General features: G+C 69.6%; 23 protein-coding genes. 10 read left to right on the top strand and 13 right to left on the bottom strand.

Translation table 11 applies throughout. The annotated features are described in order from the left end of the window. Positions 1-17: 17 nt before the first annotated feature. From C6C15_RS00475 to C6C15_RS00430, 10 genes are all read right to left on the bottom strand, one after another. Positions 18-737 carry an ABC transporter permease gene (locus tag C6C15_RS00475; RefSeq protein WP_060922327.1) on the bottom strand — a complete coding sequence of 240 codons (720 nt, stop codon included), beginning with the start codon at positions 735-737 and terminating at the stop codon, positions 18-20. Continuing rightward, positions 734-1417 (bottom strand): ABC transporter permease, encoded by a 684-nt coding sequence (locus C6C15_RS00470; protein ID WP_025104210.1) that lies wholly within the window; start codon positions 1415-1417, stop codon positions 734-736. The genes C6C15_RS00475 and C6C15_RS00470 overlap by 4 nt, the downstream gene beginning before the upstream one ends. Next, positions 1414-2274 (bottom strand): ABC transporter ATP-binding protein, encoded by an 861-nt coding sequence (locus C6C15_RS00465; protein WP_105948996.1) that lies wholly within the window; start codon positions 2272-2274, stop codon positions 1414-1416. Before C6C15_RS00465 ends, C6C15_RS00470 begins: the two co-directional genes overlap by 4 nt. 52 nt (positions 2275-2326) lie before the next feature. Further along, positions 2327-2629, bottom strand: a complete 303-nt coding sequence (locus C6C15_RS00460; protein WP_060922325.1) for a DUF427 domain-containing protein — start codon at positions 2627-2629, stop codon at positions 2327-2329. 135 nt (positions 2630-2764) lie between these two features. Further along, on the bottom strand, positions 2765-4201 hold the full coding sequence (locus tag C6C15_RS00455; protein WP_105948995.1) for a dihydrolipoyl dehydrogenase family protein: 1437 nt from the start codon (positions 4199-4201) through the stop codon (positions 2765-2767). A gap of 179 nt (positions 4202-4380) precedes the next feature. Then, positions 4381-4959, bottom strand: a complete 579-nt coding sequence (locus tag C6C15_RS00450; protein WP_105948994.1) for a biotin transporter BioY — start codon at positions 4957-4959, stop codon at positions 4381-4383. 75 nt (positions 4960-5034) lie between these two features. Beyond that, positions 5035-6423 carry an MFS transporter gene (locus tag C6C15_RS00445; protein ID WP_105948993.1) on the bottom strand — a complete coding sequence of 463 codons (1389 nt, stop codon included), beginning with the start codon at positions 6421-6423 and terminating at the stop codon, positions 5035-5037. Positions 6424-6492: 69 nt separating this feature from the next. Then, positions 6493-7596 (bottom strand): lactonase family protein, encoded by a 1104-nt coding sequence (locus tag C6C15_RS00440; protein WP_105948992.1) that lies wholly within the window; start codon positions 7594-7596, stop codon positions 6493-6495. A 5-nt stretch (positions 7597-7601) separates the two neighbouring features. After that, positions 7602-8888, bottom strand: a complete 1287-nt coding sequence (locus C6C15_RS00435; RefSeq protein WP_060922320.1) for an adenylosuccinate synthase — start codon at positions 8886-8888, stop codon at positions 7602-7604. A 481-nt stretch (positions 8889-9369) separates the two neighbouring features. Continuing rightward, the gene (locus tag C6C15_RS00430) at positions 9370-10509 is read right to left on the bottom strand and encodes a hypothetical protein (protein WP_105948991.1); all 1140 of its coding nucleotides are present in this window, start codon (positions 10507-10509) and stop codon (positions 9370-9372) included. Positions 10510-10697: 188 nt separating this feature from the next. On the opposite strand from C6C15_RS00430, the gene C6C15_RS00425 reads away from it, so the two are divergent. Continuing rightward, on the top strand, positions 10698-11381 hold the full coding sequence (locus C6C15_RS00425; protein WP_105950721.1) for a Pr6Pr family membrane protein: 684 nt from the start codon (positions 10698-10700) through the stop codon (positions 11379-11381). 79 nt (positions 11382-11460) lie between these two features. Here C6C15_RS00425 and C6C15_RS00420 read toward each other — a convergent pair whose 3' ends face one another. After that, the gene (locus tag C6C15_RS00420; RefSeq protein WP_105948990.1) at positions 11461-12822 is read right to left on the bottom strand and encodes an NAD(P)-binding domain-containing protein; all 1362 of its coding nucleotides are present in this window, start codon (positions 12820-12822) and stop codon (positions 11461-11463) included. 214 nt (positions 12823-13036) lie between these two features. Here C6C15_RS00420 and C6C15_RS00415 point away from each other — a divergent pair, with 214 nt between their 5' ends. Beyond that, entirely contained in the window at positions 13037-14011 is a 975-nt protein-coding gene (locus C6C15_RS00415) for a DMT family transporter (protein ID WP_234024188.1), read from the top strand. Here the strand turns inward: C6C15_RS00415 and C6C15_RS00410 are convergent. Both C6C15_RS00410 and C6C15_RS00405 read right to left on the bottom strand, forming a co-directional pair. Then, positions 13938-15203 (bottom strand): MFS transporter, encoded by a 1266-nt coding sequence (locus C6C15_RS00410; protein ID WP_105948988.1) that lies wholly within the window; start codon positions 15201-15203, stop codon positions 13938-13940. The two genes, C6C15_RS00415 and C6C15_RS00410, sit on opposite strands and share 74 nt — an antisense overlap. Beyond that, entirely contained in the window at positions 15200-16318 is a 1119-nt protein-coding gene (locus C6C15_RS00405) for a HesA/MoeB/ThiF family protein (protein ID WP_158698488.1), read from the bottom strand. The genes C6C15_RS00410 and C6C15_RS00405 overlap by 4 nt, the downstream gene beginning before the upstream one ends. A 319-nt stretch (positions 16319-16637) precedes the next feature. Here C6C15_RS00405 and C6C15_RS00400 point away from each other — a divergent pair, with 319 nt between their 5' ends. The 8 genes from C6C15_RS00400 to C6C15_RS00365 all read left to right on the top strand — a co-directional run bounded on the left by C6C15_RS00400 (position 16638) and on the right by C6C15_RS00365 (position 26837). Beyond that, positions 16638-17717: an AAA family ATPase gene (locus C6C15_RS00400; protein WP_199787676.1), complete on the top strand. Its 1080-nt coding sequence runs from the start codon at positions 16638-16640 to the stop codon at positions 17715-17717. Positions 17718-17748: 31 nt separating this feature from the next. Beyond that, entirely contained in the window at positions 17749-18636 is an 888-nt protein-coding gene (locus C6C15_RS00395; RefSeq protein WP_105948986.1) for a DUF58 domain-containing protein, read from the top strand. Further along, positions 18623-19111, top strand: a complete 489-nt coding sequence (locus C6C15_RS00390) for a hypothetical protein (protein WP_083370963.1) — start codon at positions 18623-18625, stop codon at positions 19109-19111. The genes C6C15_RS00395 and C6C15_RS00390 overlap by 14 nt, the downstream gene beginning before the upstream one ends. Beyond that, the gene (locus tag C6C15_RS00385; RefSeq protein ID WP_231919548.1) at positions 19102-20088 is read left to right on the top strand and encodes a VWA domain-containing protein; all 987 of its coding nucleotides are present in this window, start codon (positions 19102-19104) and stop codon (positions 20086-20088) included. Before C6C15_RS00390 ends, C6C15_RS00385 begins: the two co-directional genes overlap by 10 nt. After that, positions 20085-21137 (top strand): vWA domain-containing protein, encoded by a 1053-nt coding sequence (locus C6C15_RS00380; protein ID WP_105948985.1) that lies wholly within the window; start codon positions 20085-20087, stop codon positions 21135-21137. The genes C6C15_RS00385 and C6C15_RS00380 overlap by 4 nt, the downstream gene beginning before the upstream one ends. A 214-nt stretch (positions 21138-21351) precedes the next feature. Then, on the top strand, positions 21352-24855 hold the full coding sequence (locus tag C6C15_RS00375; protein WP_234024187.1) for a PKD domain-containing protein: 3504 nt from the start codon (positions 21352-21354) through the stop codon (positions 24853-24855). A 126-nt stretch (positions 24856-24981) separates the two neighbouring features. Then, positions 24982-25740 carry a hypothetical protein gene (locus C6C15_RS16940; protein ID WP_158698487.1) on the top strand — a complete coding sequence of 253 codons (759 nt, stop codon included), beginning with the start codon at positions 24982-24984 and terminating at the stop codon, positions 25738-25740. Next, a complete protein-coding gene (locus C6C15_RS00365; RefSeq protein WP_234024186.1) occupies positions 25737-26837 on the top strand; it encodes a DUF4064 domain-containing protein in 1101 nt (366 codons plus the stop codon). Before C6C15_RS16940 ends, C6C15_RS00365 begins: the two co-directional genes overlap by 4 nt. The last annotated feature ends 18 nt before the right edge of the window (positions 26838-26855 follow it).

Raw genomic sequence — 26855 nt, 5'->3', positions numbered from 1 at the left:
GGGGACGATGCTGTGGTTCAGGCGGGTGCGGCCGCGGGGGCGGTCGCCCGAGCGCGGCGTCGTTGCGGACGGGTGCGCACACCGCGGGGCACCGCGGCGTGCTGGGCGAGCGCGAGCAGGAGGTCGACGAGGAGCGCGAGCACCGCCACGAGGATCGCGCCGCCGAGCACCTGGTCGAAGCGGCGGAGCGGGATGCCCTGGATGATCGGCCAGCCGAGGCCGCCGAGGTTCACGTAGGCCGCGATCGTCACCGTGGCGATGACCTGCAGCAGCGCCGAGCGGAGGCCGCCGACCAGCAGCGGCATGCCGAGCGGCACCTCGACCTTCCAGAACACCTGCCAGCCGGTCATCCCCATCGCCCGCGCGGCGTCGATGGTTCGGCGGTCGACCGCCTCCAGGCCCGTGTAGGCGCCGGCCAGCAGGGACGGGATCGCCAGGACGACGAAGGTGATGATCGCCGCGAGGGGCGTGCGCAGCACCCCGAGCAGGAGCACCAGCAGCACCATGAGGCCGAAGGACGGGATGGCGCGGGCCGCTCCGGAGACGGCGACCGCGATCTCCCGCCCTTTCCCGGTGTGCCCGATGAGCCAGCCGAGCGGTACGGCGATCACCGCGGCGATCAGCACGGAGATGACCGTGTAGAAGACATGCTGGCCGAACAGGACGGGGAGGGAGTACGTCCCGACCCAGCGGTCGGGTGAGAACAGCCAGGCGAAGGCCTCGGTGAACACGTTCATGCGGCCGTCCTCAGCGTGATCGTCCGCCGCGCAGCGGCAGGGGTGGCCGCCGCCCGCGTCCACGGCATGAGGGCCCGCCCGAGGAGGACCAGCAGGAGATCGATGACCAGGGCGATGACGACGACGGCGACGATGCCGGTGAAGACCTCGGCGAGGATGCGGCGCTGGAGGCCGTTCGTGAACAGGTAGCCGAGGTTCGTGACGCCGACGAGGATGCCGACCGTCGCGAGCGAGATGGTGCTCACCGCCGCCACTCGGAGGCCCGCGAGGATGACCGGCCCGGCGAGCGGGAAGTCGACCGTCCAGAAGCGGCGGAACCCGCCGTAGCCCATCGCGACCGCCGACTGCCGGATCGCGGGGTCGACCGAGTCCAGGCCGTCGGATACCGCGCGGACGAGGATCGCGATCGCGTAGATCGTCAGGCCGATGACGAGGTTGGCCGGGCTGCGCGCCGGGTAGCCCGCCACCGACGGCAGCAGGATGAGGAGGGCGAGGGAGGGGATCGTGTAGAGCAGCCCGGTGAGGACGATGACCGGACCCTTCACGAGCTGATAGCGCCAGGCCACCCACCCCAGCGGGAGCGCCAGCACGAAACCGAGCACGATCGCGATCGCGCTCTGCTGCAGGTGCACCGCGGTGAGCTCGAGGATCAGCCCGAGGTTGTCGCCGACCCAGTTCACGGGGCCGCCCTCACCGTGTCGGCTCCGTCGACCGCGCCCTCCGGCGCGTCGACGATCGCTCCCTGCGTGCGCCCCTCGGAGTCGACGACGACGGTTCCCCGCGGAGTCTGCTTGAGGTGCAGCGCACGGCGGCCGCGGTCGGCTCCGATGAAGGACGAGACGAAGTCGTCGGCCGGGTTCTCGATGATCTCGCTCGGGCTGCCCACCTGCACGATCCGGGCGCCCTTGTCGAGGATGACGACCTGGTCGCCGAGGAGGAAGGCCTCGTCGATGTCGTGCGTGACGAACACGACCGTCTTGTCGAGCTCGTGCTGCAGCCGCAGGGTCTCCTGCTGGAGGTCGGCGCGCACGATGGGGTCGACCGCACCGAACGGCTCGTCCATGAGGAGGATGTTCGGGTCGGCGGCGAGTCCGCGGGCCACCCCGACGCGCTGCTGCTGACCACCCGACAACTGACTCGGATACCGCTCGGCGAGCGCCTGGTCGAGGCCGACGGTCGTGAGCAGCTCGCGAGCACGCTCATGCGCCTGCCTACGCTTCACCCCGTTCAGCCGCAGCACGGTGGCCACGTTGTCGATGACGGTGAAGTGCGGCATGAGCCCGGAGTTCTGCATCACATAGCCGATGCGCCGGCGCAGGGCGACCGGGTCGCCCGACAGCACGCTCTCCCCGTCGATCTCGACCTCCCCCGACGTCGGCTCCACCATGCGGTTGATCATCCGGAGCAGGGTGGTCTTCCCGCAGCCGGACGATCCGACGAACACGGTGGTCTTGCGGGAGGGCAGCACGAGGCTGAAGTCGTCGACGGCGAGCGTCCCGTCGGGGAAGCGCTTCGTGACGTTGCGGAACTCGATCATGAGGGTGTCTCTCCGACGGTCGTGCGGACGTGCGGTCGTGCGTCGTGCGGGACTAGGCCGAGACCTCGACGCCCGGGGCGAAGGCGACGTAGCCGGAGAAGTCCTTGCCGACCCGGTCGAACGCCGACGGATACGGATGCGGATACGACCACGCGAGATCCTTGTGCAGCTCCCCGTCGACCTGGACGGAGTAGTACTGGCACTCGCCCTTCCACGGACACGTGTACGGGGTGGGGCTCTCGACGAGGGCGTCCGGCGCGACGGATGCCGGCGGGAAGTACCAGTTCCCCTCGATGCGGATGAGGTCGTCCTGGTCGGCCTCGGCGATGACGTTTCCTGCGAGTACAGCCTTCATGGTCCTGCCTCCTCGGATGTGGGTTCGAGCGTATAAGACGGGTGCGACATCCGGCACCGGGTTGCGCGCGGGGTCGTCAATCTGGGACACAATGCGCGTCCTGTTCGTCACGCGACCGGAATCGGATTGCCCGGATCAGGCCGAGTCGCGGCCGTAGCCCTCCAGCAGGCGCAACCAGATCTCGCTGATCGTGGGGTAGGAGGGCACGGCGTGCCAGAGTCGGGCGATCGGGACCTCGCCGACGATCGCGATGGTCGCGGCCTGCACGAGCTCGGCGACCTCGGGGCCGACGAACGTCGCACCGACGACGACGTCGCGGTCGGTGTCGACGACCAGGCGCGCCTGCCCGGCGAAGCCATCCTCGTACAGGCTCGCGCCCGCCACCCACCCGAGGTCGTAGTCGACGACCCGGACGGCAGTGCCGGCGTCCTTCGCTGCCGCCTCGGTGAGGCCGACGGACCCGACCTCCGGGATCGAGAAGGTGACCTGGGGCACCGCGGCGTGGTCGGCCGTGGCGGCGTGACGCCCCCAGGGTGCGTCATCCACACTCTCGCCCTTCGCCCGCGCGACGATGACGTCACCCGCGGCACGCGCCTGGTACTTGCCCTGGTGGGTCAGCAGCACGCGGCCGTTGACGTCGCCCACGGCGTAGAGCCAGTCGTGCCCGGGGACACGGAGGGTGTCGTCGGTCTCGATCCAGCGGCCCGGCTCAAGGCCAGCCACGTCGAGCCCGATGTCGGCGCTGCGCGGAGAGCGCCCGGTCGCGACGAGCACCTCCGCCGCGGTCACCGTCTCCCCGTTGTCGAGGGTGATGGTCACCCGGTCCCCGTCGCGGTGCACCGCCGTCGTGCCGGTGTCGGTGCGGACGTCGACGCCGAGCTCACGCAGGCCGTCGGCCACGCGCTCTCCGGCGAAGGGCTCCATCCCGCCCAGCAGCCCGCTGCGCGCGAGCAGCGTCACCGACGAGCCGAGCGCGGCGTACGCGGTGGCCATCTCGACCGCGACCACACCGCCACCGATGACCGCGAGACTGTCGGGCAGCTCCTCGGCGCTGGTCGCCTCGCGGCTCGTCCAGGGCGAGGCCTCCCGCAGGCCCTCGATCGGCGGGATGACCGCATCCGAACCGGTGCTGATGGCGACGGCGTGACGCGCGCGCAGCACCCGGGTGCCGCCGTCCTGGTCGGTCACCGTGACCTCGCGCTCCCCGGTCAGCCGGCCGTGACCCCGGGCGAGGTCGATGTGAGCGGACTCCAGCCACTTCACCTGCCCGTCGTCGGACCAGTTGCTCGTGAAGGAGTCGCGGCGCTCGAACACGGCGCGCACATCGAGGGCCCCGGTCACGGCCTGCGCGGCGCCCGCGACGTGCTGCGCGGCACGGAGCGCCTGGGCCGAGCGGAGCAGCGCCTTCGACGGCATGCACGCCCAGTAGGAGCACTCCCCGCCGACGAGCTCGCTCTCCACGATGATCGCGGTGAGACCGCCCTGCACGGCACGGTCCGCCACGTTCTCCCCGACCGGACCACCGCCCAGCACGATGAGGTCGTATTCGTCGGTCTTGTCGGCAGCAGTCATGCTCGCCCCTCTCGTGGCCGCGGCGGCCCGTGGCCCAGTCTCGCTCATGAGGAACGTCGAGTCACGGGTGAGTTGTTCCCGTCCGCCGATATGCCCGTCCTTCGCGGTGTCGGATCCGCTTTCCGACCTTCCGGGTGCACGACGGGGAGTCGACGGGACGAGCAGGGGCGGCCCTAGGGTCAGGCGACGACGGAGGGGACGGTGCGGGGGTCCGCGAAGGCCCGGGGATAGGCGCGACGGAGGGCCATGACGATGAGGGTGGCTGCGGTCACCTTGATGAGATCGCCGGGCAGGAAGGCCAAGGTCGAGAGGGCCGTGAGGTCGAAGGGGACGCCGGTGACGAGAGCCTGGACGGGGATGCCGAAGGCGTAGACGACGAGCACACCGCCGACGAAGGCCGCGAGCGCGGTACGCCACCAGGTCGGGCGACCGGTGCGCATCAGCAGTCCGATGACGACGACGCCCACGATCCAGCCGAGCAGGTACCCCGCCGTGGGGCCGACGAAGACCCCGAGACCTCCGCGCCCACCCGCGAGCACCGGGAGTCCGACCGCCGCGAGCAGGAGGACGAGGGCGACCGACCACGGTGCGACCCGCGGGCCGAGGACGAGACCGGCGAGCATGACGGCGAGCGTCTGTCCGGTGATGGGCACCCCGCCGGGCAGCGGGACGACGACCGTGCCGAGCACGATGATGAGCGCGGCGAAGACGGCGACGCGGCCGAGGGTCGCGGAGGTGTCGCGGGGGGTGGATGCCATCGGGTGTTCCTTCCTGAACGGTGTTCACCTGAACACCGTTCACCAGGGTAGAGGTGCCCGCACAGCCCGCGCAAATCACTCCGCAGCGGGCTCCGTGCTCCTTGTCCGCGGGGCGAGGACGGCCGCCGCCGCACCGATCACCGCGGCGAGCGCGAAGACTCCCGCGAACGCATCCACGCCGGCTACGGCCCCGAGCGTGACGAAGAGCGAGCCCGTGACGGCGAGGGCGAGCGCGCTCCCGAAGGAGTCGGCCACGGTCATGGCTCCGCTGTTGAAGCCCTGTTCCGCCGGGGAGGACATCGCGAGGACGAGCGCACTGGATCGCGGGCTCATCAACCCCATGCCCGCACCCGCGACGACCCAGGCGAGGGCGGCGAGCAGCGGGGCGGCCTGCGTGACCGTGATCACCAGGATCAGGGCGATCCCGACGACCACGAGGATCGTCCCCGCCCGCACCGCGGTCACGCTCGACAGGCGCTCGCCCATTCGCCCCTGGACGGTCGCCGCCGCCGACCAGGCCAGCGCACCCCCGGTCAGCGCGAGCCCGGCGAGGGTCGGCGACAGTAGGTACCGATCAGTGAGCAGGTACGGCAGGTAGATCTGCGCCCCGAAGAACGCCGCCGCCCCGAGACCACGGACGAGGATCACCGACGGCAGGCCCCGGCGGGCGACGAGCGCGCCCCGCGGAAGGAGCGGGCGCACCGCCGCGATCGCGATCACCACCGCGGCCGCCGACAGGAAGGGCCCGGCGACCGGGACCTCGCCCACGAGGTCGAGGGCGAGCACAGCGGAGGCGGCGAGCACCGACCACCCCAGCCGCCCGAAAGCCCACGGCGTGGTGGGGTCTCCGCTGCGCGCGAGCCCGCGGAGGGCCGGGACGACCATCAGCAGCGCGAGCACGACGAGCACCACGACCCCGAGGAAGACCCAGTGCCAGCTCCACACCTCCGTGACCGCACCCGCGATCGTCGGACCGATCAGGGAGGGGACGACCCACGCGGCGGCGAACCCCGCGAAGATCGCCGGATGCAGGGACGTCGGGTACACCCGGGCGACCACGACGTAGAGAGCCACCATGAGTCCGCCGTTGCCGAGCCCCTGCGCGAAGCGTCCCGCGACGAGCACCTCCATGGTCGACGCGAGCCCCGCGACGAGCAGCCCCACGGTGAACAGGGCGACGGAGGCGTACAGCGGCACCACGGGACCCCGCCGATCGGACCAGTTGCCGGCGACCACCATGCCGATCACGCTCGTCGCCAGCGGTCCGGCGAAGGCCAGCGCGTACAGCCGCTCGCCGTCGAGATCGGAGCTGACCGCCGGCATCACGGTGGTGACCGCCAGCGATTCGAAGGCGCCGAGGAACACGAGGGCGCACGCGCCGATCGTGATCCAGACGTACTCGCTGCCGAGGATGCGGGGCGGAGCGGGCGTGGACGGCGCGGTGCGCCCGGTCTCGGTCGTCATGAGGACGACGCTAGAACCTCAAGAATGGTTGAGGTCAAGCCTCTAAAGAAGAGTACGACCGGCCCGGCGTCAGCGGAGCGGGAGGATGCTCGTCGGCGCGGGAGCCTGCGCCTCGTGCCGGATTCCGAGCGGGACCCCGGTGCGGTCGTCGAGGTCGAGCAGCATGACGGTGTCGGAGCGCTGACCGGCGACGAGGAGCTTGCCCTGGTAGACGAGGTGGTGTCGCGGCCAGTCGACTCCGGAGTCGGCGAGCGCGACCGGTTCCAGGGCCTCACCGCTGCCGCGCACTCGCAGCGCCGCGATGGTGTTGCTGCCGCGGAGGGCGGTGTAGAGGAACTGGCCGTCCTTCGAGCGGGCGAGCTCGGCGGGGAAGTCCACGCCGATCTGCGCGATGGGGCTCGCCGGAGCCGAGGAGACGACGCCCCAGGTGCCGTCGGCGGCCGCCGCAAGTGTGAAGACCTCGCAGGAGTACTCGGTCACGACATGCAGGTGACCACTCGGATGCACGACCATGTGGCGCGGACCGGTGCCGCGCGGAAGCACGACCTCCTGATCGAGGACGAGCCCGGTGCCCTGCAGGCGCCAGAACCGGACGAGATCGAAGCCGAGGTCGGTCGTCGCCACGCGCCCGTCCGGCAGGAAGGCTGCGGCGTGCGCGTGCGACGCGCGGCCCGCGTCGCCGTACGGGTCGACCGCCGCGACGCCGTCCCCGGCGGGAGTCGCCGGTGCCGCATCCGGATCGCCGTCGCCGAACAGGGCGGCGCGCAGGGCCGCGGCGGCATCCTCCTTGGCCGGCACGAGACGACCATCGGCGGCGAGTGCGAACCGGACGACCCGCCCGTCGCCGTAGCAACTGGCGACGAGCGTCTGGCCGTTCGGCGACACCGCGAGATGACAGACGCCGTCCCCCGTCGCCACCGGATCGCCGAGCGGCGTCAGCGCCAGCTCCCCGGTGCGCGCGAACGCCTGCACGGCGGCATCGCCCTCCAGCGCCGCGTACACGACGTCGAGGGACGGATGCGCCGCCAGCCACGACGGCGACGGCGTCTGCGTCACGGGCCCGCGGTAGGCGAGCGTCGTGGCCTCCCGACCCTCGTCGCCTGCCAGCACGCCGATCCCCTCGGCGGAGCCCTCCATCGCCGGGCCGTAGCCCCCGAGCCAGAACCGCGTCATGCCGGTCAGTCGAGCAGGTCGTGGCGCACGATCACCTGATCGCGCTCCGGACCGACGCCGATCACCGAGATGCGGGTGTTGCTCATCTCCTCCAGCGCGAGCACGTAGTCCTGCGCCGTCTGCGGAAGGTCCTCGAAGGTGCGCGCGGTCGAGATGTCCTCGCTCCACCCGGGGAAGTACTCCAGGATCGGCTTCGCGTGGTGGAAGTCGGTCTGGTTCACCGGCACCTCGTCGAACCGCTCCCCGTCCACGTCGTAGGCGACGCACACGGGGATCTTCTCCAGGCCCGTGAGGATGTCGAGCTTCGTGAGCACGAGGTCGGTGATGCCGTTGATGCGCGTGGCGTACCGGGTGATGGGGGCGTCGTACCAGCCCACGCGGCGGGGACGCCCGGTGGTGGTGCCGAACTCGAAGCCCTGCTTGCGCAGCCAGTCGCCCTGCTCGTCGAACAGCTCGGTCGGAAACGGACCGGAGCCGACGCGGGTCGTGTAGGCCTTGACGATGCCCACGATGCGGTCGAGGGCGCCGGGGCCGACCCCGGAGCCGGTCGAGGCGCCGCCGGCCGTGGCCGAGGACGAGGTGACGAACGGGTAGGTGCCGTGGTCGATGTCGAGCATCGTCGCCTGACCACCCTCGAACACGACGACCTCGCCGCGGCTCAGGGCCTGGTCGATGAGGTAGCCGGTGTCGGCGACCATCGGACGCAGACGCTCGGCGTAGGAGAGCAGGTCGTCGACGATCTCGTCGCAGGTGACGGCGCGGCGGTTGAAGACCTTCACCAGGAGGTGGTTCTTCTGATCGAGGGCGCCCTCGACCTTCTGGCGCAGGATGTTCTCGTCGAAGAGGTCCTGCACGCGGATGCCGACGCGGTTGATCTTGTCGGCGTAGGCCGGACCGATGCCGCGGCCGGTCGTGCCGATGTTGCGCTTGCCGAGGAAACGCTCGGTGACCTTGTCGAGCGTGCGGTGGTACTGGGTGATGATGTGCGCATTGGCGCTGACCTTGAGCCGCGAGACGTCGATGCCGCGGGCGGACAGGGCCTCCAGCTCGGAGAAGAGCACCTCGAGGTCGATGACCACGCCGTTGCCGATGACCGGGTTCACGCCCGGCGACAGGATGCCGGAGGGCAGCAGGTGCAGGGCGTACTTCTCATCGCCCACGACGACGGTGTGCCCGGCGTTGTTGCCGCCGTTGAACTTCACCACCCAGTCGGTGCGCTCACCGAGCAGATCGGTGGCCTTGCCCTTTCCTTCGTCGCCCCACTGCACGCCGACGATAACGATTCCTGGCATGGGTAACCCCCTGGATGATGCCTCTCGCCGGGATTCCACCGGCGGATGAGCTGGCCCGATCGGGCTCTCCCATCCTATCGGCAGGCCTCCGACAGCCCTCGGAAGCGCGATACGGGACGGAATACACACCGGCCCGAGGCCCTGGGGGCGCGGTTTCGATCCCGTATCAGGCGGTGGCGCGCGTTCGTCGACGAAGGCTCACCGAGGACCAGCACTTCCGCTCACGAGGAAGGGACTCGTAGCGATTCCGGCACGACCTTCGCCTGTGCGATCCCACGGGGACCGCCTGGTGTGGTGCGGACCGAGCCCACGAGATCGGGTGGCGGCCATGTAGTGCGGCGATCTTCGCCAACTCACGAGGGCTCACTCTCACGCTCCCGAAAACGTCAAGATCGTATGACACCCGTCTTTTCCCCTCGCACTGGCCAGGAAGCTTGCCCTCCGAGCGGCCCCACCGACGCTATCGTGCGAAAACTCGCGTTCACCGGACCTTGACGAAGTAGTCCGATGACAGGAGCGCGACGGGCATCTCGCTCGCGCGAGCCGTCGATTTGCGGTGGTTGTCAGGATCCGCCTGAACAGGAACGAACTCGGAGGGGACCCAGGCCCCCGGCTCCGTCCATGAAGCGCTGACGCTCGTCGCGGGCATGTTCGAGCGATAGACCATGCCGCCGCTCAGCTCGCGATGCGCACCCGCGGTCAGATGCGGGCGGACGAGGTCGGCGTACTCCGTGGAGAACCAGCTCAGCCACGGAGGGCTCTGCGGCAGCCCCGGCCACTCACCCCATTGCGGCAGCGCCATCGTCGGTGAGAAGCGGGACTGCGTGACCTCGGCGTACGAGAAGAAGCTGCTCGAACGCCGTGCCAACTCGATGAAGAAGCTCTCGAAGGCACTGACGAACCGAGGCTTGGAGAGCGCAGCCGCGTCGAAGACGAGCCGGACGCGCTGCTGTTCAGCGATGGACTGATCGGACCACCCACTGACAAATCCCGAGATGAGCGGCTTCCGCCCTCGGAGGACCAGTCTGCTGCGGTCACCATCCTCTCGGTAGATGCGGTCGACCCCTTCCGCCCCCTCCGCTGCGAGCTTTCCTCGTAGTGGCTCGCTGAACCCGAACACGGTGGCCAGTGCGGCCGGAAGATGCTCCTTCGCTGACTCGAGATACATCTGGGCAAACGAAGGGCTTTCCTCGTCGAAGCGCCGGAACCACTCGACGTGCAGGAACTTCTCGCGGCTGGGCCCGGTCCTCCGTGACACGTATCGAGGGTCGGACGTCTCCTCCACGACGACCTGTGGGTCGTGCACGACCCCTCCCACCACCCCGGCAAGCTCATCCGCGAAACGCAGCGCATGTCCGATATGCGGCTGCGCAGAACCTTCGACGACGACTCTGTACCGGAAGCGCACGTTGTCGGGGAGACCGGTGGGAACACTGTCCATGTCTTCGCCGCCGACGTCGTGGGGCCCGTCGGCGATGAAGCAGTACTCCCCTGAATCATGAGTGAAGGCCTGAACGAGCCCCTCGCCAGCGATCTCGCTCGCTGTGACTGAACTCGTCCCGGTCTGCACCTCGGACGGTGCGAGCCGGAGCTTTCCATACACTTCGATGTCGTACGACATGACTACCTCCGGCGGGTCCGTGGCCTTCGTGACGCCATCTCGACCATCATTGCCGAAGCTAGTCCGCCGGGGAAGCGCGATACGGGACGGAATACGCTCCTCCCGGGGTCGCCGGAGGCACGGTTTCGATCCCACACCCGGGGCGGAGGCACGGTTTCGATCCCGCTACAGTGGCGACGGAGGTGGCGATGACGCGGTGGTGGCCTTACATCCGACTCGGGGCGGCGGCGCTCGCGGTGGCGGCGATCGTCGCGCAGCTCGTGCGCACCCTGGAGATCGCCCTCGCCGCAGACACCGCGTGGGGCGCGCACCTGCCCACGGTGTTCGCGAACTTCTTCAGCTTCTTCACGATCCTCTCCAACGTGCTGGCAGCGGTGGTGCTGGCCGTCGGCGGGGTCTGGGGGCTGACGCACCGCGACGCGAGAGTCGAACCGACGTGGCTGGCGACGCTGCTCGTGTGCGCGAGCACCTACATGATCGTCACGGGCGTCGTCTACAACACGCTGCTCCGCGGGATCGCGCTGCCGCAGGGGGCGACGGTCGCCTGGTCGAACGAGGTGCTGCACGTCGTCGTCCCGCTCGTCCTGCTCGCCGACGTGCTGTTCGCGCCGCGTCGTCGTGCACTCGGCTGGGGCACCGTGGGGGTCGCCGCGATCTTCCCGATCGTGTGGGTGATCTACACACTGCTCCGCGCGAACCTCGTGACCGCACCCGCGACCGGGAACCCGTGGTGGTACCCGTACCCCTTCCTCGATCCCGCGCTGAACGGCGGCTACGGCGGCGTCGCGCTCTGGGTGCTCCTCATCGCCGCGATCATCCTCGCCACCGCCGCGCTCGTCGTGGGGATCGGGCGGCGTCGGGCCCGGCGGTGACCCACCCCTTCCCGTGCGCCCCACCCCCTTGCGAACGTACGAAAAGGGGTGGGACGGCCGGAAGGGGGTGGGTCGGCGATCAGACGAGGAGCGCGTCGGCCTCGAGATAGCGCTCGAGGGAGTCGTCGAGCTCGTCCAGCCACGGGGTGTGGTGTGCGGCGGCGAGCGTCCCGGTCATGACCGAGGGGTACACGCGGTCGCGGTAGCCCATGATGTCGGCCTTCTTGTCGTGCTTCCAGGCGAGGAAGATCTCCACGACGCGATCGAGGTCGAACGCCGGATAGTCGGTGCACTCCAGCAGGTCGCGGATGTAGTCGGCCTGGAAGCGGATCTCCGTCGCCGCCGAGTCGATCTCGGCGAACCGCTTCCGCCACGCGACGATGGACGCGGCACGCTCGCCCTCGTCGGGCAGGGCGATCCGGCCGAGGATGACGTCGCGCACGAACCACGCCTGCGCGTCGAACATGTTGAACGTGAACCACTGGTCCTGCGCGCCGAGGTAGGCGAGGCGCGGGTTGCCCTGCCAGAGCACCCCCCGGTACAGCCCGTCGGGGTAGACGTTGTTCGGCGAGGACAGGGCGAGCTCCGCGGGCAGGAACGGGTACTTGTGCAGGTAGCCGGTGCAGAGGATGACCGCGTCGACCTCCTTCGAGGTGCCGTCGGCGAAGTGCACGGTACGGCCCTCGAAGCGCTCGACGCACGGACGCTCCTCGAAGCCCTCCGGCCAGTCGTATCCCATCGGCGCGGTCCGGTAGCTCGCGGTGACCGAGCGGGCGCCCATCTTGAACGCCTGGCTGCCGATGTCCTCCGCCGAGTAGCTCGACCCGATCACGAGCACGTCCCGCCCGGCGAGGGCCTCCGCGCCCCGGAAGTCGTGCGCGTGGGCGACGGATCCGGGGAAGGTCTCGATGCCGTCGAAGTGCGGCACGTTCGGGAAGGAGAAGTGACCGCTGGCCACGACGACCCGGTCGAACTCCTCCGTGGTCGTGCGTCCGGTGGGCAGATGCTCGCTGGTGAGGCGGAACATCTCACGCTCCTCGTCGAACTCCACCCAGCGCACCGCGGTCTCGAAACGGATGAGGTCGCGCACCTGCGTCTTCGCGAGACGCCCGGCGATGTAGTCCCACAGCACCGGACGCGGCGGGTACGACGAGATCGGCCGTCCGAAGTGCTCGTCGAAGGTGTAGTCGGCGAACTCCAGGGCCTCCTTCGGGCCGTTCGACCACAGGTTGCGGTACATGCTGGAGTGCACGGGCTCGCCGTGCTCGTCCAGCCCGGTGCGCCAGGTGTAGTTCCACTGGCCGCCCCAGTCGGCCTGCTTCTCGAAGCAGACCAGTTCGGGGATCTCCGCCCCCGCACGGGCCGCGGACTCGAAGGCCCGCAGCTGCGCCATCCCCGAGGGGCCGGCGCCGATGATCGCTACTCGTTCACTGTTCGTCACGTATCGTCCTCAAACTCTTCCGTCATGTATCGGGCGCAGCCGTATCCGGGAGAGGAGGACAGTTCTTCCCCGGTGGGAGCGGAACGCTCGACCCGCCCGGACAGTGGCTGCTCTTCGACGTTAGCAGTGCCCCGCGGCGACGCTGGCGGGAATGCGACGACGGCTGTCGCTTCCGCGCATCGCCGATGTCGGCGGCCGGTGCCAGGATCGGACGGTGCGACAGGACATCAGGGCATCGGAGCGGCTCGACCCGCAGGGCTCGCCGGCGCGATCGCGCGGCGCCCTGGTCCTGCTCGCGGCCGCGGTGACGGTGGTGCTCTGGGCCTCGGCCTTCATCGGGATCCGTGGCGCGGGGCCGCACTACGACCCCGGGGCCTTGGCGCTGCTGCGCATGGCCGTGGGCACCCTCGTGCTGACGATCATCGCGCTGCGGCACGGCATCCGGCTCCCGGAGCGCCGCCACTGGCTGCTGATCGCCGTGTGGGGAGTCGGATGGTTCTGCATCTACAACCTGGCCCTCAACAGCGCCGAACGCACCCTCGACGCCGGAACCGCCGCGATGGTCGTGAACCTGGCGCCACTCATGGTCGTCGTCTTCAGCGGTCTCTTCCTCCGGGAGGGATTCCCCCGCCCCCTGGTGATCGGCGCCCCCATCGCCTTCCTCGGGGTGGTCCTCATCGGCATGAACTCCACCAGCAGCACCGGCCCCGACCTCACGGGCCTCCTGCTGGCCCTTCTCGCCGCGGTCATGTACGCGGGGTGCACCCTGCTGCAGAAACACCTGCTCACCTCGGGGGCCGACGCCACCACGCTGACCTGGCTCGGGGCGGCCGCCGGCACGATCGCCCTGCTTCCCTGGCTCGGCGCGTTGATCGCCGACGTGCAGACGGCGCCGCTCGACGCGACGCTGTGGGTGGTCTACCTCGGGATCTTCCCCACCGCCATCGCCTTCACCACCTGGGCGTACGTGCTGCAGCGCAGCACCGCGGGGAAGACCTCAGCGACGACGTACGTGGTCCCGGCCCTCGCGATCCTGCTGTCCTGGCTGATCCTCGAGGAGGTGCCCACCCCGCTCATGTTCGTGGGCGGCGCGCTGTGCCTGCTCGGCGTGCTCATCACGCGTCTGCGATGGCACCCGCGGACAGGGGAAGCGGTTCGACCTGGTCGAACTCGCTCCTCCGGGGAATAGCTCCGACCGCCCTGGAGAGCGCGGCGGCCACCGCCGTGCCCGCGAGGATGGCGAGAGGCACCCCGACCGCAAGGTAGTAACCGGCGTACTCCAGAAGCGCTCCGGCCAGCAGAGGCGCGGCACCGCCGGCGAGCGCTCCGAGCAAGGACGAAAGCGACAGCACGCGACCGCGGATCTGGTCGGGGATGATCAACGCGAGGTACGACCCCTGCACGGCGTTGAGAGGTATCAACGGCATCGAGGCGACGAAGCCGATGACCGCCACAGCGGGAACGCTCTGAGTAACGAGAAGAGCGGTGAACGCCAGAGTGATCATGCAGATCGATAGGCGCACGATCGCGCGCCCGCTGTATCGGCGGAGTATCCATCCCGCGACGGCTCCACCTGCGAGCACGCCTGCGCCCTGCATGGTCTGGATGGTTCCGATCTGCCACGCGGGGGTGCCTGTCTGTTGCTGGCTGAGCACGATGGTCATTCCACAGGCACCCAGGCAGAAGTTGACCAGCACGATCAGACCGATGAGTGTTCGCGGTTGACGCCACACCGCCAGCCAACGACGACCTGCGGCGAGCGATCGCACCCCCGCTTCGTCACCGAGGCCCTCGGGGCTGAGGTCCTTGCGTATCGCGAGGGCGGATCCGACTTCTCCGAGCCGAGCGACCGCCGAGACGATCAGCGGCAACGAAGGGTGCACACCGAAAAGCAGCCCCGATACCGGTGCCGCCGCAAGCCGGATGGCTGCGTCGCGAGACTGGTTGGCTGCGGATGCCTCGGCCAGGAATCGCTTCCCGACGATGCGCGGGAGCGCGACGTCCGTGACCGTGAAGAAGAGCCCCACGACGAGCCCCTCTCCTGCCGCGATCACGATGAGCGCAGCTGTCGTCAGCGTGCCCGTGACGTACATCGCCGACAGCCCTGCGTAGATCGCGAACGCGGACGCGCCCGACCAGATCATCAGCCTTCGGGCGTCGAACCTGTCGGCGAGAACGCCGCCAGGAAGGGTCGACACCGCCCGCGCGACGGCCGAGACAGTGCCGATCAGCCCTGCGAGAAAGGCGTCGGATGTGACGTAGTAGCCGAGAAGAGTGAAGGCGAAGGCCCCGATGCTCAGGCCGACTTGGGTGAGCGTGTCACCGGCGAACCACGCCCGATAGTCGCGGACGCGCCAGAGACCCAGCCGAGGCGGATTCACAGCGGGTCGGCATCGAAGATGTAGTCGAACTGGGAGTCGCCCGATCCGCACGTCGGGCAGCCCGGGTGTCGATCCCAGTTCATGATGATGCGGAGCGCTCCTGAGATGTAGTTCACCTCGACCTGTCGGCCGAGACCCAAAGGGGCCGCGTATCCGGTGATCAGGCGCATCGCCTCGTCCACGCCGAAGGACGTGAGCCTCTGAATGTGCGGCGCAATCGCCGCGGTCGCCGCGTCTCTCGCCGGCGACATCAGTGCATGGAACTGACGCAGGAAGCCATCCGTGTTGAGTTCGTCGAAGATGTGCAAGCAATCGAGGCAGCCGGACTCTCGCGGAACCACCGAGAAGAAGCGGCCGCTGGTGTGCTGAGTGAGCATGATGACGACGGGGATTCCGAGCCGCACCGCCGCGGCGTTCGCACGGCGTTGGGCAATGAACCGAGGCTCATCGATGGCGCAGATGATGACGTCGGCTCCCCGCGCGACCCGAATGATGTCGTCCACCGAGGCGACCTTCAGATCGAACACCTCGACATCGACGTCCGGCGCGAACGCTCGACAATACTCTGCGCTTACGTCGGTCTTCTTCCGCCCGATATCACTCGTCCGGAACAGAGTCTGCCGGTTGAGGTTGCTCTCATCTACGACGTCGTAGTCGAGGATGGTGAGCTTACGGAGGCCGCACGCCAGAAGCTGCGGGAGGCTTGCGCTTCCGCCCCCTCCGAGCCCGAGCAGAACGACATGAGACTCGCGGAGAACGTGCTGGGCACGATTCGCCGCTGCCTGCGTATTCTCGGCGGCGGCCGCAAAGAACGTCTGATTGGCCTCCAGCCGAACGGGCAGGCTGTCGTAAGAGCACGCGTCCTCGATGAGGCCGCTTGCGTCGAGATACTGGATCCCCTCGCGCACGTCGTCTTCAGACAGGTCGCCGAGGGCTTGGCACGCCTCTCGAAGGACCTCGCCGTACTCACGCCTGCCGTCGAGCAGCGGTAACAGGACGCGCAATTGGCCCTGCGGGTCGGTGAGCTCCTTCGTAATCCCCTGCTGCGCGCCGATGCGGACGACATCGTCAGCGAGCCAATAGATGGGTAGCGCTCTTTTGATCTGCGGTCGCATGAAGTTCCTTCCGGCCCCGTATCGCTCGACCGAGGAGGCCGAGCGATACGGGGTGGCGTGCGCGTTCTCAGAGAACACCCCAGCTGATGTCACGTTCCTTGGTTGCCCGAACTGTGAACGACATAGCTCCTCCTCTCGCATAGTCGGGTCGGTATCTAACAAGCCAAGTATCAGCGGGTAAAACGTTGCATGTCAATGGAGGCGTTGGAGCAGACTCATCCGGCCGCTTAGCGGCGACCTCCGCGCAGGTTGCGATTACGCTGGTCGGCGGAGGGGCGCGCCGTGCGGGCCCGCGTGTGACCGAGGGAGACGAAGACCGATGACCGACGCCGACGCGCCGACCCCGCCGACGATCTCCGCACCCCCGCCACCGCCCGCGTCCGCCGCGCCGATCGCCGCAGCGGCCCCCGCCGCCGCTCCGACCGACGCCGAGATGGCGCGCGCCGGTTCCGTGCTGCAGACGATCTCCGACGCGTACTCCGCGAAGATGGTGGGCCAGGAGCGCCTGCGCACCAGCCTGCTCGTGGCGCTCATCGCCGGCGGTCACATCCTCCTCGAGAGCGTGCCTGGCCTCGCCAAGACCACTGCCGCCAGCACGCTCGCGGACACCGTGAAGGCGAAGTTCAAGCGCATCCAGTGCACGCCCGACCTCCTGCCGAGCGACATCACGGGCAACCAGATCTACGACGCCGCGACGGGCAGCTTCCGGACGGTGCTCGGCCCCGTGCACGCGAACTTCGTGCTGCTCGACGAGATCAACCGCTCCAGCGCCAAGACCCAGAGCGCCATGCTCGAGGCGATGCAGGAGCACCAGACCACCATCGGCGGCGAGATCCACCCGCTGCCGAAGCCGTTCCTCGTGATCGCGACGCAGAACCCCATCGAGCAGGAGGGCACGTACGAGCTGCCCGAAGCGCAGATGGACCGGTTCCTCCTCAAGGAGATCGTGGAGTACCCGAGCCCGGCGGAGGAGTTCGAGATCCTCAGCCGCATCGACTCGGGCGTGCTCGACCCCGACCGGCACGTGCACAGCGCCGTCACGCTGGACGACGTGCACCTGCTGCAGGACGTCGCGAGCCGCATCTACGTCGACCCCGCGATCCGCAACTACATCGTGTCGATCGCGTACGTGACCCGGAATCCCGCGCCGTACATCGGGGACGAGCGCGCCCGCTTCATCAAGTACGGCGCGAGCCCGCGGGCCAGCATCGCCTTCCTCCAGGCCTCGCGCGCCCTCGCCCTCCTCAGCGGCCGGACCCACGTCCTTCCCGAGGACATCCGCGCCCTGCGACACCTCGTGCTGCGGCACCGCGTGCTGCTGACGTTCGAGGCTGACGCCGAGGGCATCCGCAGCGAGGAGATCATCAACCAGATCTTCGCCGCCGTGCCCACCCCCTGACCCGTCGACACGTTCAGGGATCCCGCGCCAGATGCCCAGCCTCATCACGCAGGTGAAGAGCAAGCTCTTCATCCACTCGAACCGCAAGTCGCTGCACGCGCTCGACGGCGCCTACGCGTCGTTGCTGCACGGGCGGAGCCTCGACTTCGAGGACCTGCGCAAGTACGAGTACGGCGACCAGGTGCGCGACATCGACTGGCGCGCGACCGCCCGCCTCGGCACCCCGTTGGTCAAGCGGTCACGGGCCACGCGCATGCACACGGTGATGTTCGTCGTCGACACGGGACGCTCTATGACCGCTCTCGCCGCGGACGAGCGCTCGAAGAAGGACCTGGCGATCCTGGCGACCGGAGCCCTCGGCGTGCTGACGCTCCGGCACGGCGACGACTTCACGGTCGTCTACGGCGACGCCTCCCGCGTCCGTCGCCTGGCACCGGGGCGCAGCGAGGGCGCCCTCGAACACGCGCTGCGGACGATCGACCGCGCGGTCGACGACGCGGCGGCCCCCAGCGATCGCGACGCCCTGCTGTCCTTCGTCACGCGGACGATCGCACGGCGCATGATCGTGGTCGTGCTCACTGACGAGGCCCCGGTCACTACCGAGACCGAGCGCCTGCTTCGCCGCCTGCGGGTGCAGCACGACGTGCTCTGGCTCACCCTGCGCGACGCCGAACCGGTGCTCGACCACCGTTCCGCCCGGCTGCGCGCCGACGTCGACAGCCTCTGGGAGGTCCCCGATTTCATCCAGGGCGACCGGGCGATCGTGAACGAGCTCGGTGCGCAGCGGGCTGCCGACGCCGCCCGGCTCGCCGACCTGCTCACGCGGATGGAGATCAGTCACGGCGCGCTCGACGGTCAGGACGACGCCGTTCCGCAGCTGCTGCACCTGTTGAACCGGAGGTCCGATGCCCGGTTCTGACGAGCTCTACCCGCCCGCGCAGTACGGGTGGGGATGGATGCTGCTCGCGCTCGGCATCCTCGCCCTGCTGATCGTCGGCGCGTGGCTGCTGTTCCGGCTCACTCGCCCCCGCACCGCCGCCTCCGGAGCGGCCGCGGATGCCGGTCAGCCGTCCACGCTCGACGTGCTGTCCGCTCTGCGCTCGGAGTACCTCGACCGCATCGATCGCGTCGAGCACGACTACCGTGACCGCCACCTCTCCGCGCGGCAGGCGAACCTGGAGCTGAGCCGCGTCGTGCGCACGTTCGTCAACGAGTACAGCGGCCTGGAAGCACCGGTGCTCACCCTCGACGACCTCGTCTCCCGCGGCGTGCACCCTGCGCTCATCGACGCGATGGGCCGCCACTACTATCCGAGCATCTTCCGGCAGGGGCCCGCCATCGATCCGGCCGCCGGCGCCGAAGCCGCCAGGACGGTGGTACGCGCGTGGCACTAGCGAACGTCTGGATGCTGGTCCTCGCCGCGGCGGTCGTCGTCGCCGCGGTGGCGATCGGTCTCGCGGTCGGCCTGCGCCGCCACCGGGACCGGCGCGCCGCGGACACCGCTCGCGTGGCCAGGGCGGAGCGGCTGCGAGCGCTGCCGTCCTTCCGCCAGGCGCTATCCCGTCGCGCCGTCGCCCTGACGGGTCTGCTCGCCCTCGGTGCGGGGGCCGCGCTGGTCGCCGGCGTCGTGGCCGCGCGTCCGATGTCCGCCCAGACCGTCCAACCCGTCGACACGAGCCGCGACATCATGCTGTGCCTGGACGTGTCGGGTTCGATGTCGGAGGTCGACGTCGAGGTGCTCTCCGTGTTCGACGAGCTGCTCGACGGCTTCGAGGGCGAGCGCATCGGCCTGACGATCTTCAACAGCTCTCCCGTACAGATCTTCCCCCTCACCGACGACTACGACTTCATCCGCGAGCACCTCGCGAGCATGATGTCGAGCTTCGACTACGTGGATGAGATCCCGGAGCACTGGCTGGGCACGCTCAACGGCGACGGCGCCTCCCTCATCGGCGACGGACTCGCGGCCTGCACCATGGGCTTCGATCACCCGGACGACGACCGGTCCCGGTCCGTGATCTTCGCGACGGACAACGAGATCAACGGCGCCTCGATCGTGACGCTCGATGAGGCCGCGGCGTATGCGGCCTCGAAGGATGTCCGGGTGTTCGCGATCAACCCGGTCGAGGGCAAGGACGCCGCCGTCAGCGCCGAGCTGGCCGCCGCCGCCGAGGCCACCGGGGGCGCCGCCTACGGGCTCCGCGACACGACCACGGTCGGGGACATCATCGACGAGGTGCAGAAGCAGGAGGCCACGGCACTGCGCGGCGAGGCGCAGGTGGTCTGGACGGACACTCCGAACCTGTGGATCGCCGTCCTGTCGGTCCTCGCGCTCGGCTTCGTCGTGCTGGTCTGGAGGGTGCGCCTGTGATCTTCCAACCCGTGCTCCCCATGTTCCTCATCCTGCTGCTGTGCGCCGGTGTCGCCGGCGTGGCCGTCTGGATGCTCGTGCGTGCGCCGCGTGCCGGGGGCGAGGTCGTGACCGACCGACGCGCTCTCGCCGTGCATCGGTCCCTCTGGGCGCTGCGCCTCGTGATGGTGCTCGCCTGCGCCGTGATGCTGCTGCGGCCGGGGCTCCCCGGCGGCTCCACGCAGACCCTGGCGACCGACACCGACATCGTGCTCGTCGTCGACACCACCGCGAGCATCGTGGCCGAGGACTGGGACGACGGCGCTCCCCGGCTCGACGGTGTGCGCGCCGACGTGCGCGCGCTCGTGGAGGAGTACCCCGGAGCCCGCTTCGCCCTCCTCACCTCGGATGCGGCCGCCGAGCTGCGGATCCCGCTGACCACCGACACCACCGCCCTGCTCGGCTCACTCGACGTGCTGCGCCCCGAGGTCACGAGCCAGTCGCGCGGCAGCTCGATCGGCGTGGCCGCTCCGCTGCTGAGCGAGACCCTCGCCGCCGCGGCGGAGTCGTCGCCGGACCGTTCGCGCATGGTCTTCTACTTCGGCGACGGCGAGCAGACCACGGGGTCCGCCCCGGAGTCCTTCGCCGACAGCGCGCGCTACACCGACGCGGGTGCCGTCTTCGGGTACGGCACGACGGAGGGCGGTCCCATGCGCGTCACGACGGGCGGGCTCGACCAGAACGGCTCCGAGTACATCCAGTACCAGGGTGCGGATGCACTCTCCGTCATCGACGAGGGAAACCTCGAGACGATCGCCGGGCAGCTCGGCGTCGGGTACGAACACCGGGAGGCGGATGTCGCCCCGTCGCTCCCCGCCGCACCGTCGAGCACCACCGCCTACGCCGACGCCGGCGAGGTGGGGAACGTGATCGAGCTGTACTGGGTCGCGGCACTCGTGGTCCTCGCCGCGCTGGGGGTGGAACTCACCCGCGCGACGATCCTGGTCGCCCGACTCCGAGGTCTTCGCGCGCCTCGCGCGGGGCGGCCCGCTCCGCTCGACGCCCCCTGACAGCACGCGAGACCCCAGGATCCCTGCGGGTACGGCGTGTACTCCGCTCCCGGCGATGGTATTGTGTTACCCGTCGGAGGCTTCTGCGCCTTCGACGGGGGTTCGTCGGAACGAACCGCCGCGGTCCGAGCATCTCTGGGGGAGCTCTCGCGGTCGGTCGTCCGACGATGACGTGCCGACGTGGGGTCGGCCATCGAATGACTGGGGAACACACATGGGGAACAGTGCTGTCTGGAAGAGCGCGCGCACGGGCGTGGCCGGAGTGATCGCGGGGGTGATGGTCGCCGCGGGGCTGGTAGCCCTCGGCGGCGGAGCCGCCGCGGCGGCCGACGATCCGGGCGGGATGCCTCCGCTGCTGCAGCGGGACGAGAACGTCGTCACATCCGATCCGATCCCGACCGTGCAGATCGACAACGGGTATGTCTGGGCCCAGACGGCGATCGGGTCCATCGTGTACGCGGTCGGCAAATTCGACAACGCCCGCGAGCCGAAGGCCCCTCCCGGGACCGCACTGACGGCACGCTCGAACGTGCTCGCCTACAACATCGACACCGGTGCGCTGCTGCCGTTCGCCCCACAGGTGAACGGCGTGATCAAGGCCGTCGCCGCCTCGCCCGACGGCTCCCGCATCTACATCGGCGGCTCGTTCAACAAGGTCAACGGCAAGGACCGCTGGAACATCGCGGCGATCGACGCGAAGACCGGTGAGCTCGTCCCGGGCTTCGTGCCTTCCATCGGCGGATCCGGCGTCTACGCGCTGGCGACGTCGGGGACGACCGTCTACGCCGGCGGCCTCTTCACCCAGGCCAACGGCACGCCGCGGAAGAACCTGGCCGCCTTCGACACCACCAACGGCGCGCTCCGTCCCTGGGCTCCACAGACCGACCTCCAGGTCGATGCCATGGTCATGGACCCTGCGGGCGCGGACACCATCGTGGGCGGACGCTTCTCCCAGGTCAACGGCAACACCGAGATGCGCGGCAGCGCCTCCGTCGACAAGACCACCGGAGCCCTGAACACCGAGTGGGAACTGGCCAAGACGGTCAAGAACGGCGCCGGATCGGGCATCTACGCCGGCAAGGCCGGAACCTTCGGTCTCGCCACCGACGCGACCGGCGTGTACGGCACCGGCTGGGGCTTCGCCGACGCCGCGACGGGCAGCCTCGAGGGCACCTTCGCCGCCGAGGCCGGCACCGGCAAGGTGCGCTGGATCGCGGACTGCATCGGCGACCACTACGGCGTCTACTCCACCGGCAAGGTCGTCTACACCACCAGCCACACCCACACCTGCGTGACCCTCGGGCTCCACCCGGAGCAGGCTCCTCGCATCCACCGCTACTCCGAGGCCTACACCGCCGACGCCAGGGGGACGCTTGCTCCCCAGCCCGCGGCACCGGGCCGCAAGGACTGGGGCGGCACGCCGGCGCCGTCGCCGTACGCGTGGTCTCCGGACTGGGCGGTCGGCGTGACGACCGGTCTGGGTCAGGCCGGCCTCTCCATCACCGGCACCGGGAACATGATCTCCATCGGCGGCGAGTTCCGCTCGGTCAACAACGGGCAGTTCGAAGGACTCGTGCGATTCTCGACGACTCCTCCCGGCGGCCCGAAGGACGGACCCCGCCTCTCCGGAGACAAGTGGGAGCCGACCGCGACCTCGCTCGTACCCGGCCACGTGAAGGTCTCGATCCCGTCCAACTGGGACCGGGACGACCTCACGCTCACCTATGAACTGCGCCGCGCCGGCTCGACCGCGCCGGTGTTCACCACGAAAGCGGACTCCACCTGGTGGAACCTGCCCGCCATCACCTTCGAAGACACGACGGCTCCGGCCGGCTCGCAGCAGAGGTATACGTTCACAGCCACGGACGGCGACGGCAACACGGTCACGAGCAAGACGGCGACCGTCACGGTGGCCGGTTCGACCCCTCCGTACTCCGACGCCGTGCTCGCCGACGCACCGCAGCTCTACTACCCGCTGGGAACCGTCGGTCAGGACGTGGCCGGCACGAACAACCCCATCTTCCGCGCGGGGGCGAAGCCGTCGACGTCGGGCGTGCCGAAGGGAGTGGCGGGTGCCACGGCCCTCGACGGCACCGAGACGGGGCGCGTCGACACCACCACCAAGATGCCGACGCCCGGGGCGTACTCGGCCGAGATGTGGTTCCAGACGTCGACGACCAGCGGCGGTCTGCTGTTCGATTTCGAGAGCTCGGCCGCGGGCTTCTCGAGGAACCACGATCGCAACGTGTACATGTCGAACGACGGGCGCCTGAACTTCGGGGTGTACAGCGACGGCACGAAGGTCATCACGACGAAGTCGGCATACAACGACAACCAGTGGCACCACGTCGTGGCCTCGGTGAGCCCGGAAGGCATGAAGCTGTTCGTCGACGGGCAACTCAACGATCAGATCACCGGAGTGACCAAGGGCCAGGACTACGAGGGCTTCTGGAAGATCGGCAGCGGCAAGCTCGCCAACTGGCCGAACACCCCGAAGTCGGTCTCCCTCACCGGCAACGTCGACGAGTTCGCCGTGTACCCGTACGGACTGAGCGCCGCCCAGGTCAAGACGCACTACCTGGTCGGCAAGGGCTCGACAGCTCCGGTCGCCGCCTTCACCACAGCCGTCACCGGGCTCGATGTCGCCTTCGACGCGAGCACCTCCGTGCCGCCGGGGAACACCACGATCTCGGACTACCGCTGGGACTTCGGGGACGGTACGACGGGTACGGGCAAGACGCCGTCGCACGCCTACGCGAAGCCCGGCACGTACGTGGTCAAGCTCACGGTCACCGACAGCCAGAATCTCGTGGGCTCGGTCGCGAAGCGTGTCGTCGTGCAGGGCGCCAACGCGCTGCCCACGGCTTCGTTCACGCTCTCGGCCTCGGGGCTGACGGTGTCAGCCGACGCGTCTGCCTCGACGGACGCCGACGGCACCATCCGCAGCTACCGCTGGGACTGGGGTGATGGCACGACCGGTGAGGGAGCATCGGCGACGCACACGTACGCGGCGGCCGGGACGCGCACGGTCACCCTCACGGTGACGGCCGACATCGGCGGCTCTGCCACGACCACGCGGGAAGCCGTGGTGGCGGAACCCGCGCCGCTCGCGAGCGACGAGTTCGACCGCACGGCCGGTCCCGGCTGGGGAGAAGCCCTCACGGGCGGAGCATGGAAGATCGCCGGCGGGTCCGCAGCCGCGGCCAGCGTCGCCGAAGGCTCAGGGCAGCTGAAGCTGGCCGCGGGAGACACCCGCCACGCGACGCTGAACGCACCGTCGGTGCTGAACCCGGCGCTGGAGACGACGTTCCGCGTCGATCAGCCGTCGAGCACGGGAGGCTCCTACATCGGGGTCATCGCCCGCGACTCGTCCGCCGGCCGGTACCTCGTGCGCGCGTGGCTCCGCCCGGACGGCACGGTCTGGCTCGTGGCGCACAGAGACGGCACCGTCCTCGCGACCCGGACCCTGAACGGCGTCACGGTCACCCCGGGCACCACCTACACACTCAAGGCGGCCGTGACGGGGGCGGACAAGACCTCCCTCGTCGCGAAGCTCTGGACGAGCGATGCCGCGGAGCCCGCCGACTGGCAGCTGCGGGCGACCGACGCCACCCCGCTTCCGGCGGGTGGCGTGGGTCTCAGCGGCAGCCGCTCGGCGAGCGCGACTGCGCCCCTCGGCGTGTCCTTCGACACGTTCCGCGTCAAGGCGGCGGAGTAGCCGGACAGGCACTCCCCGTCACGAACGCCGGCCTCGATCGGGGCCGGCGTTCGTCGCACACGCCGGTCCGGGCGGACCGTCGCGGATAGGATGTTCAGACGCCGACGACAGGGGAGGAGGTGGGTCGTGACGCTTGCGCAGGACGACGCCGCCGCAGCCCTCCTCCGCTCGAACCGCCGTCGACGCCTCATCCGCCGCTGGGTCGCGATCGGGACGATCCCGCTCACCCTCGCCGCCCTGCTCTTCGTGGGCAAGCTGCTGAGCATGTACGCGTTCGCCCACCAGGCCATCACCGCGTACGTCGTCGACGACTTCGCCGGCTCCGAGGCCTCGGCGCGCGGACAGGACGTCCTGAACTGGTTCGAGCCGTACAAGGCGCCGTACAACATCGGCACCGCGATGGCCGGCGCCGAGGAGCTCCCTGCCGCCCGCGCGGAGCTGGAGCGCTCACTCGACCTCGCGACCGGGCTCGAGGTGTGCCCGGTCCGGATCAACCTCGCCCTCGTCATCGAGCGGATGGGCGATGCCGCCAGGGCCGAGGGAGACGGCGCCGCCGCGACAGCTCTCTACGGCGAGGCGCTGACTGTCACCGTCGAGACCCCGGAGGAGTGCCACAGCGAGGAGGCGCAGCAGCAGTCCCCCGATCCCGAGCGCGACATGGCGGACACCCTCGACAGCACCGAGGACCGCCTCAAGCAGAAGCAGCAGGAGCAGGAGCAGGAGCAACAACAGCAGCCCCAGGAGGAGCAGGAACAGCAGGAGGAGCCGCAGCCGTCCGAGGACAAGCTGCAGGATCTCCAGGACAAGCTCGAGCAGGGGACGCAGGAACGCGATCAGCAGCAGGGCGACGAACCCGGCGGCACCGGAGCGGACAAGCCGTGGTGAGCGATCACGAGCGACAGCGCGCCCGGTATGTCGGCGGCACCGAGGGCGCCCCACCCGTCCCGCCGCCCGGGGGCTATCGCGGCGCCCGGCGGCAGCAGCAGATCGGTCCCACGCGGCCCGTCCTCTCCCCGCTGCCGCCCCAGGAGAAGAAACCAGCGGCGAACGCCCTCGGCTGGATCGCCCTGGTGGCCGCGATCCTCTTCGTCCTGATCCTGTTCGGCACGCTCGTGGTCGGCGGCACCGACCTGCTGTACGGCGTGACGATGATCACACTGCAGCTCGTGGTGCTCGGCGTGATCGTCGCCGCACTCGTCACCACCGGCGGGCGCCGCCTGGGCATCGTCGCCCTCGTTCTCACCATCTTGTTCAACGTCGCGACCATCGGGGCGCTCAGCGCGCTGCGCACCTCGGCATCCGGCAACTACGAAGGCGTGAAGACCGCGGAACAGCGGCACGCGGAGGCATACCCGGGCATCAAGGGCACGGCCCCGCAGGAAGCGCTCACCCAGCAGTCCATGGAGGAGGTGCGCGCCGAGGCCGACGCTCTCTTCACGGACATCCGGGAGCGGCTCTCCGCCGACTTCGGGTTCACGTGGGTTCAGGTGGGTGACGAGGACATCCGGCCGGAGCGCAACGGCTACGGCGGGGAGTCGATGCTGTCCGAGTACACGTCCGCGGCCTGGGCGACCGAGCAGCCCGTGCAGGGCTACGCGCGCAAGCTCGAGGTGATGGCCGCGATCGACGAGGTGGTGGCGGCGCACGGCCTGTGGAACCTGTACTCGTTCAACGACCCCGCGAACTCCGGCATCGACCCGTCCATGATCGCCAAGCTCTACGGCAGCGACGACCCGCGCACGCAGACGACATGGGAGTACTACACGGAGAACTACCCCGATCCCTTGCGCTTCTACGCGAACATCTACGATCTGTCGAACGATGCCGACGGCGGCTTCCGCGCGTCGCGGGAGGCACAGAGCGCACGCACGGGCGAGCCGGTCGAGGGGCTCCAGCTCGTGGTCATCGCCGGCAAGGTGTTGAGCGAGGCCGACCGCGCGGAGTTCGAGAAGCGGCTGCAGGACTACCCCGGCTTCGAGTGATCACCCGCCCGGTGCGAG

Origin of the sequence: Microbacterium sp. str. 'China' (assembly GCF_002993305.1) — a bacterium.
Lineage (GTDB): Bacteria > Actinomycetota > Actinomycetes > Actinomycetales > Microbacteriaceae > Microbacterium > Microbacterium paraoxydans.
Note: the sequence above shows the minus strand (reverse complement) of the source record. Positions and strands in the feature narration are given on the sequence as shown.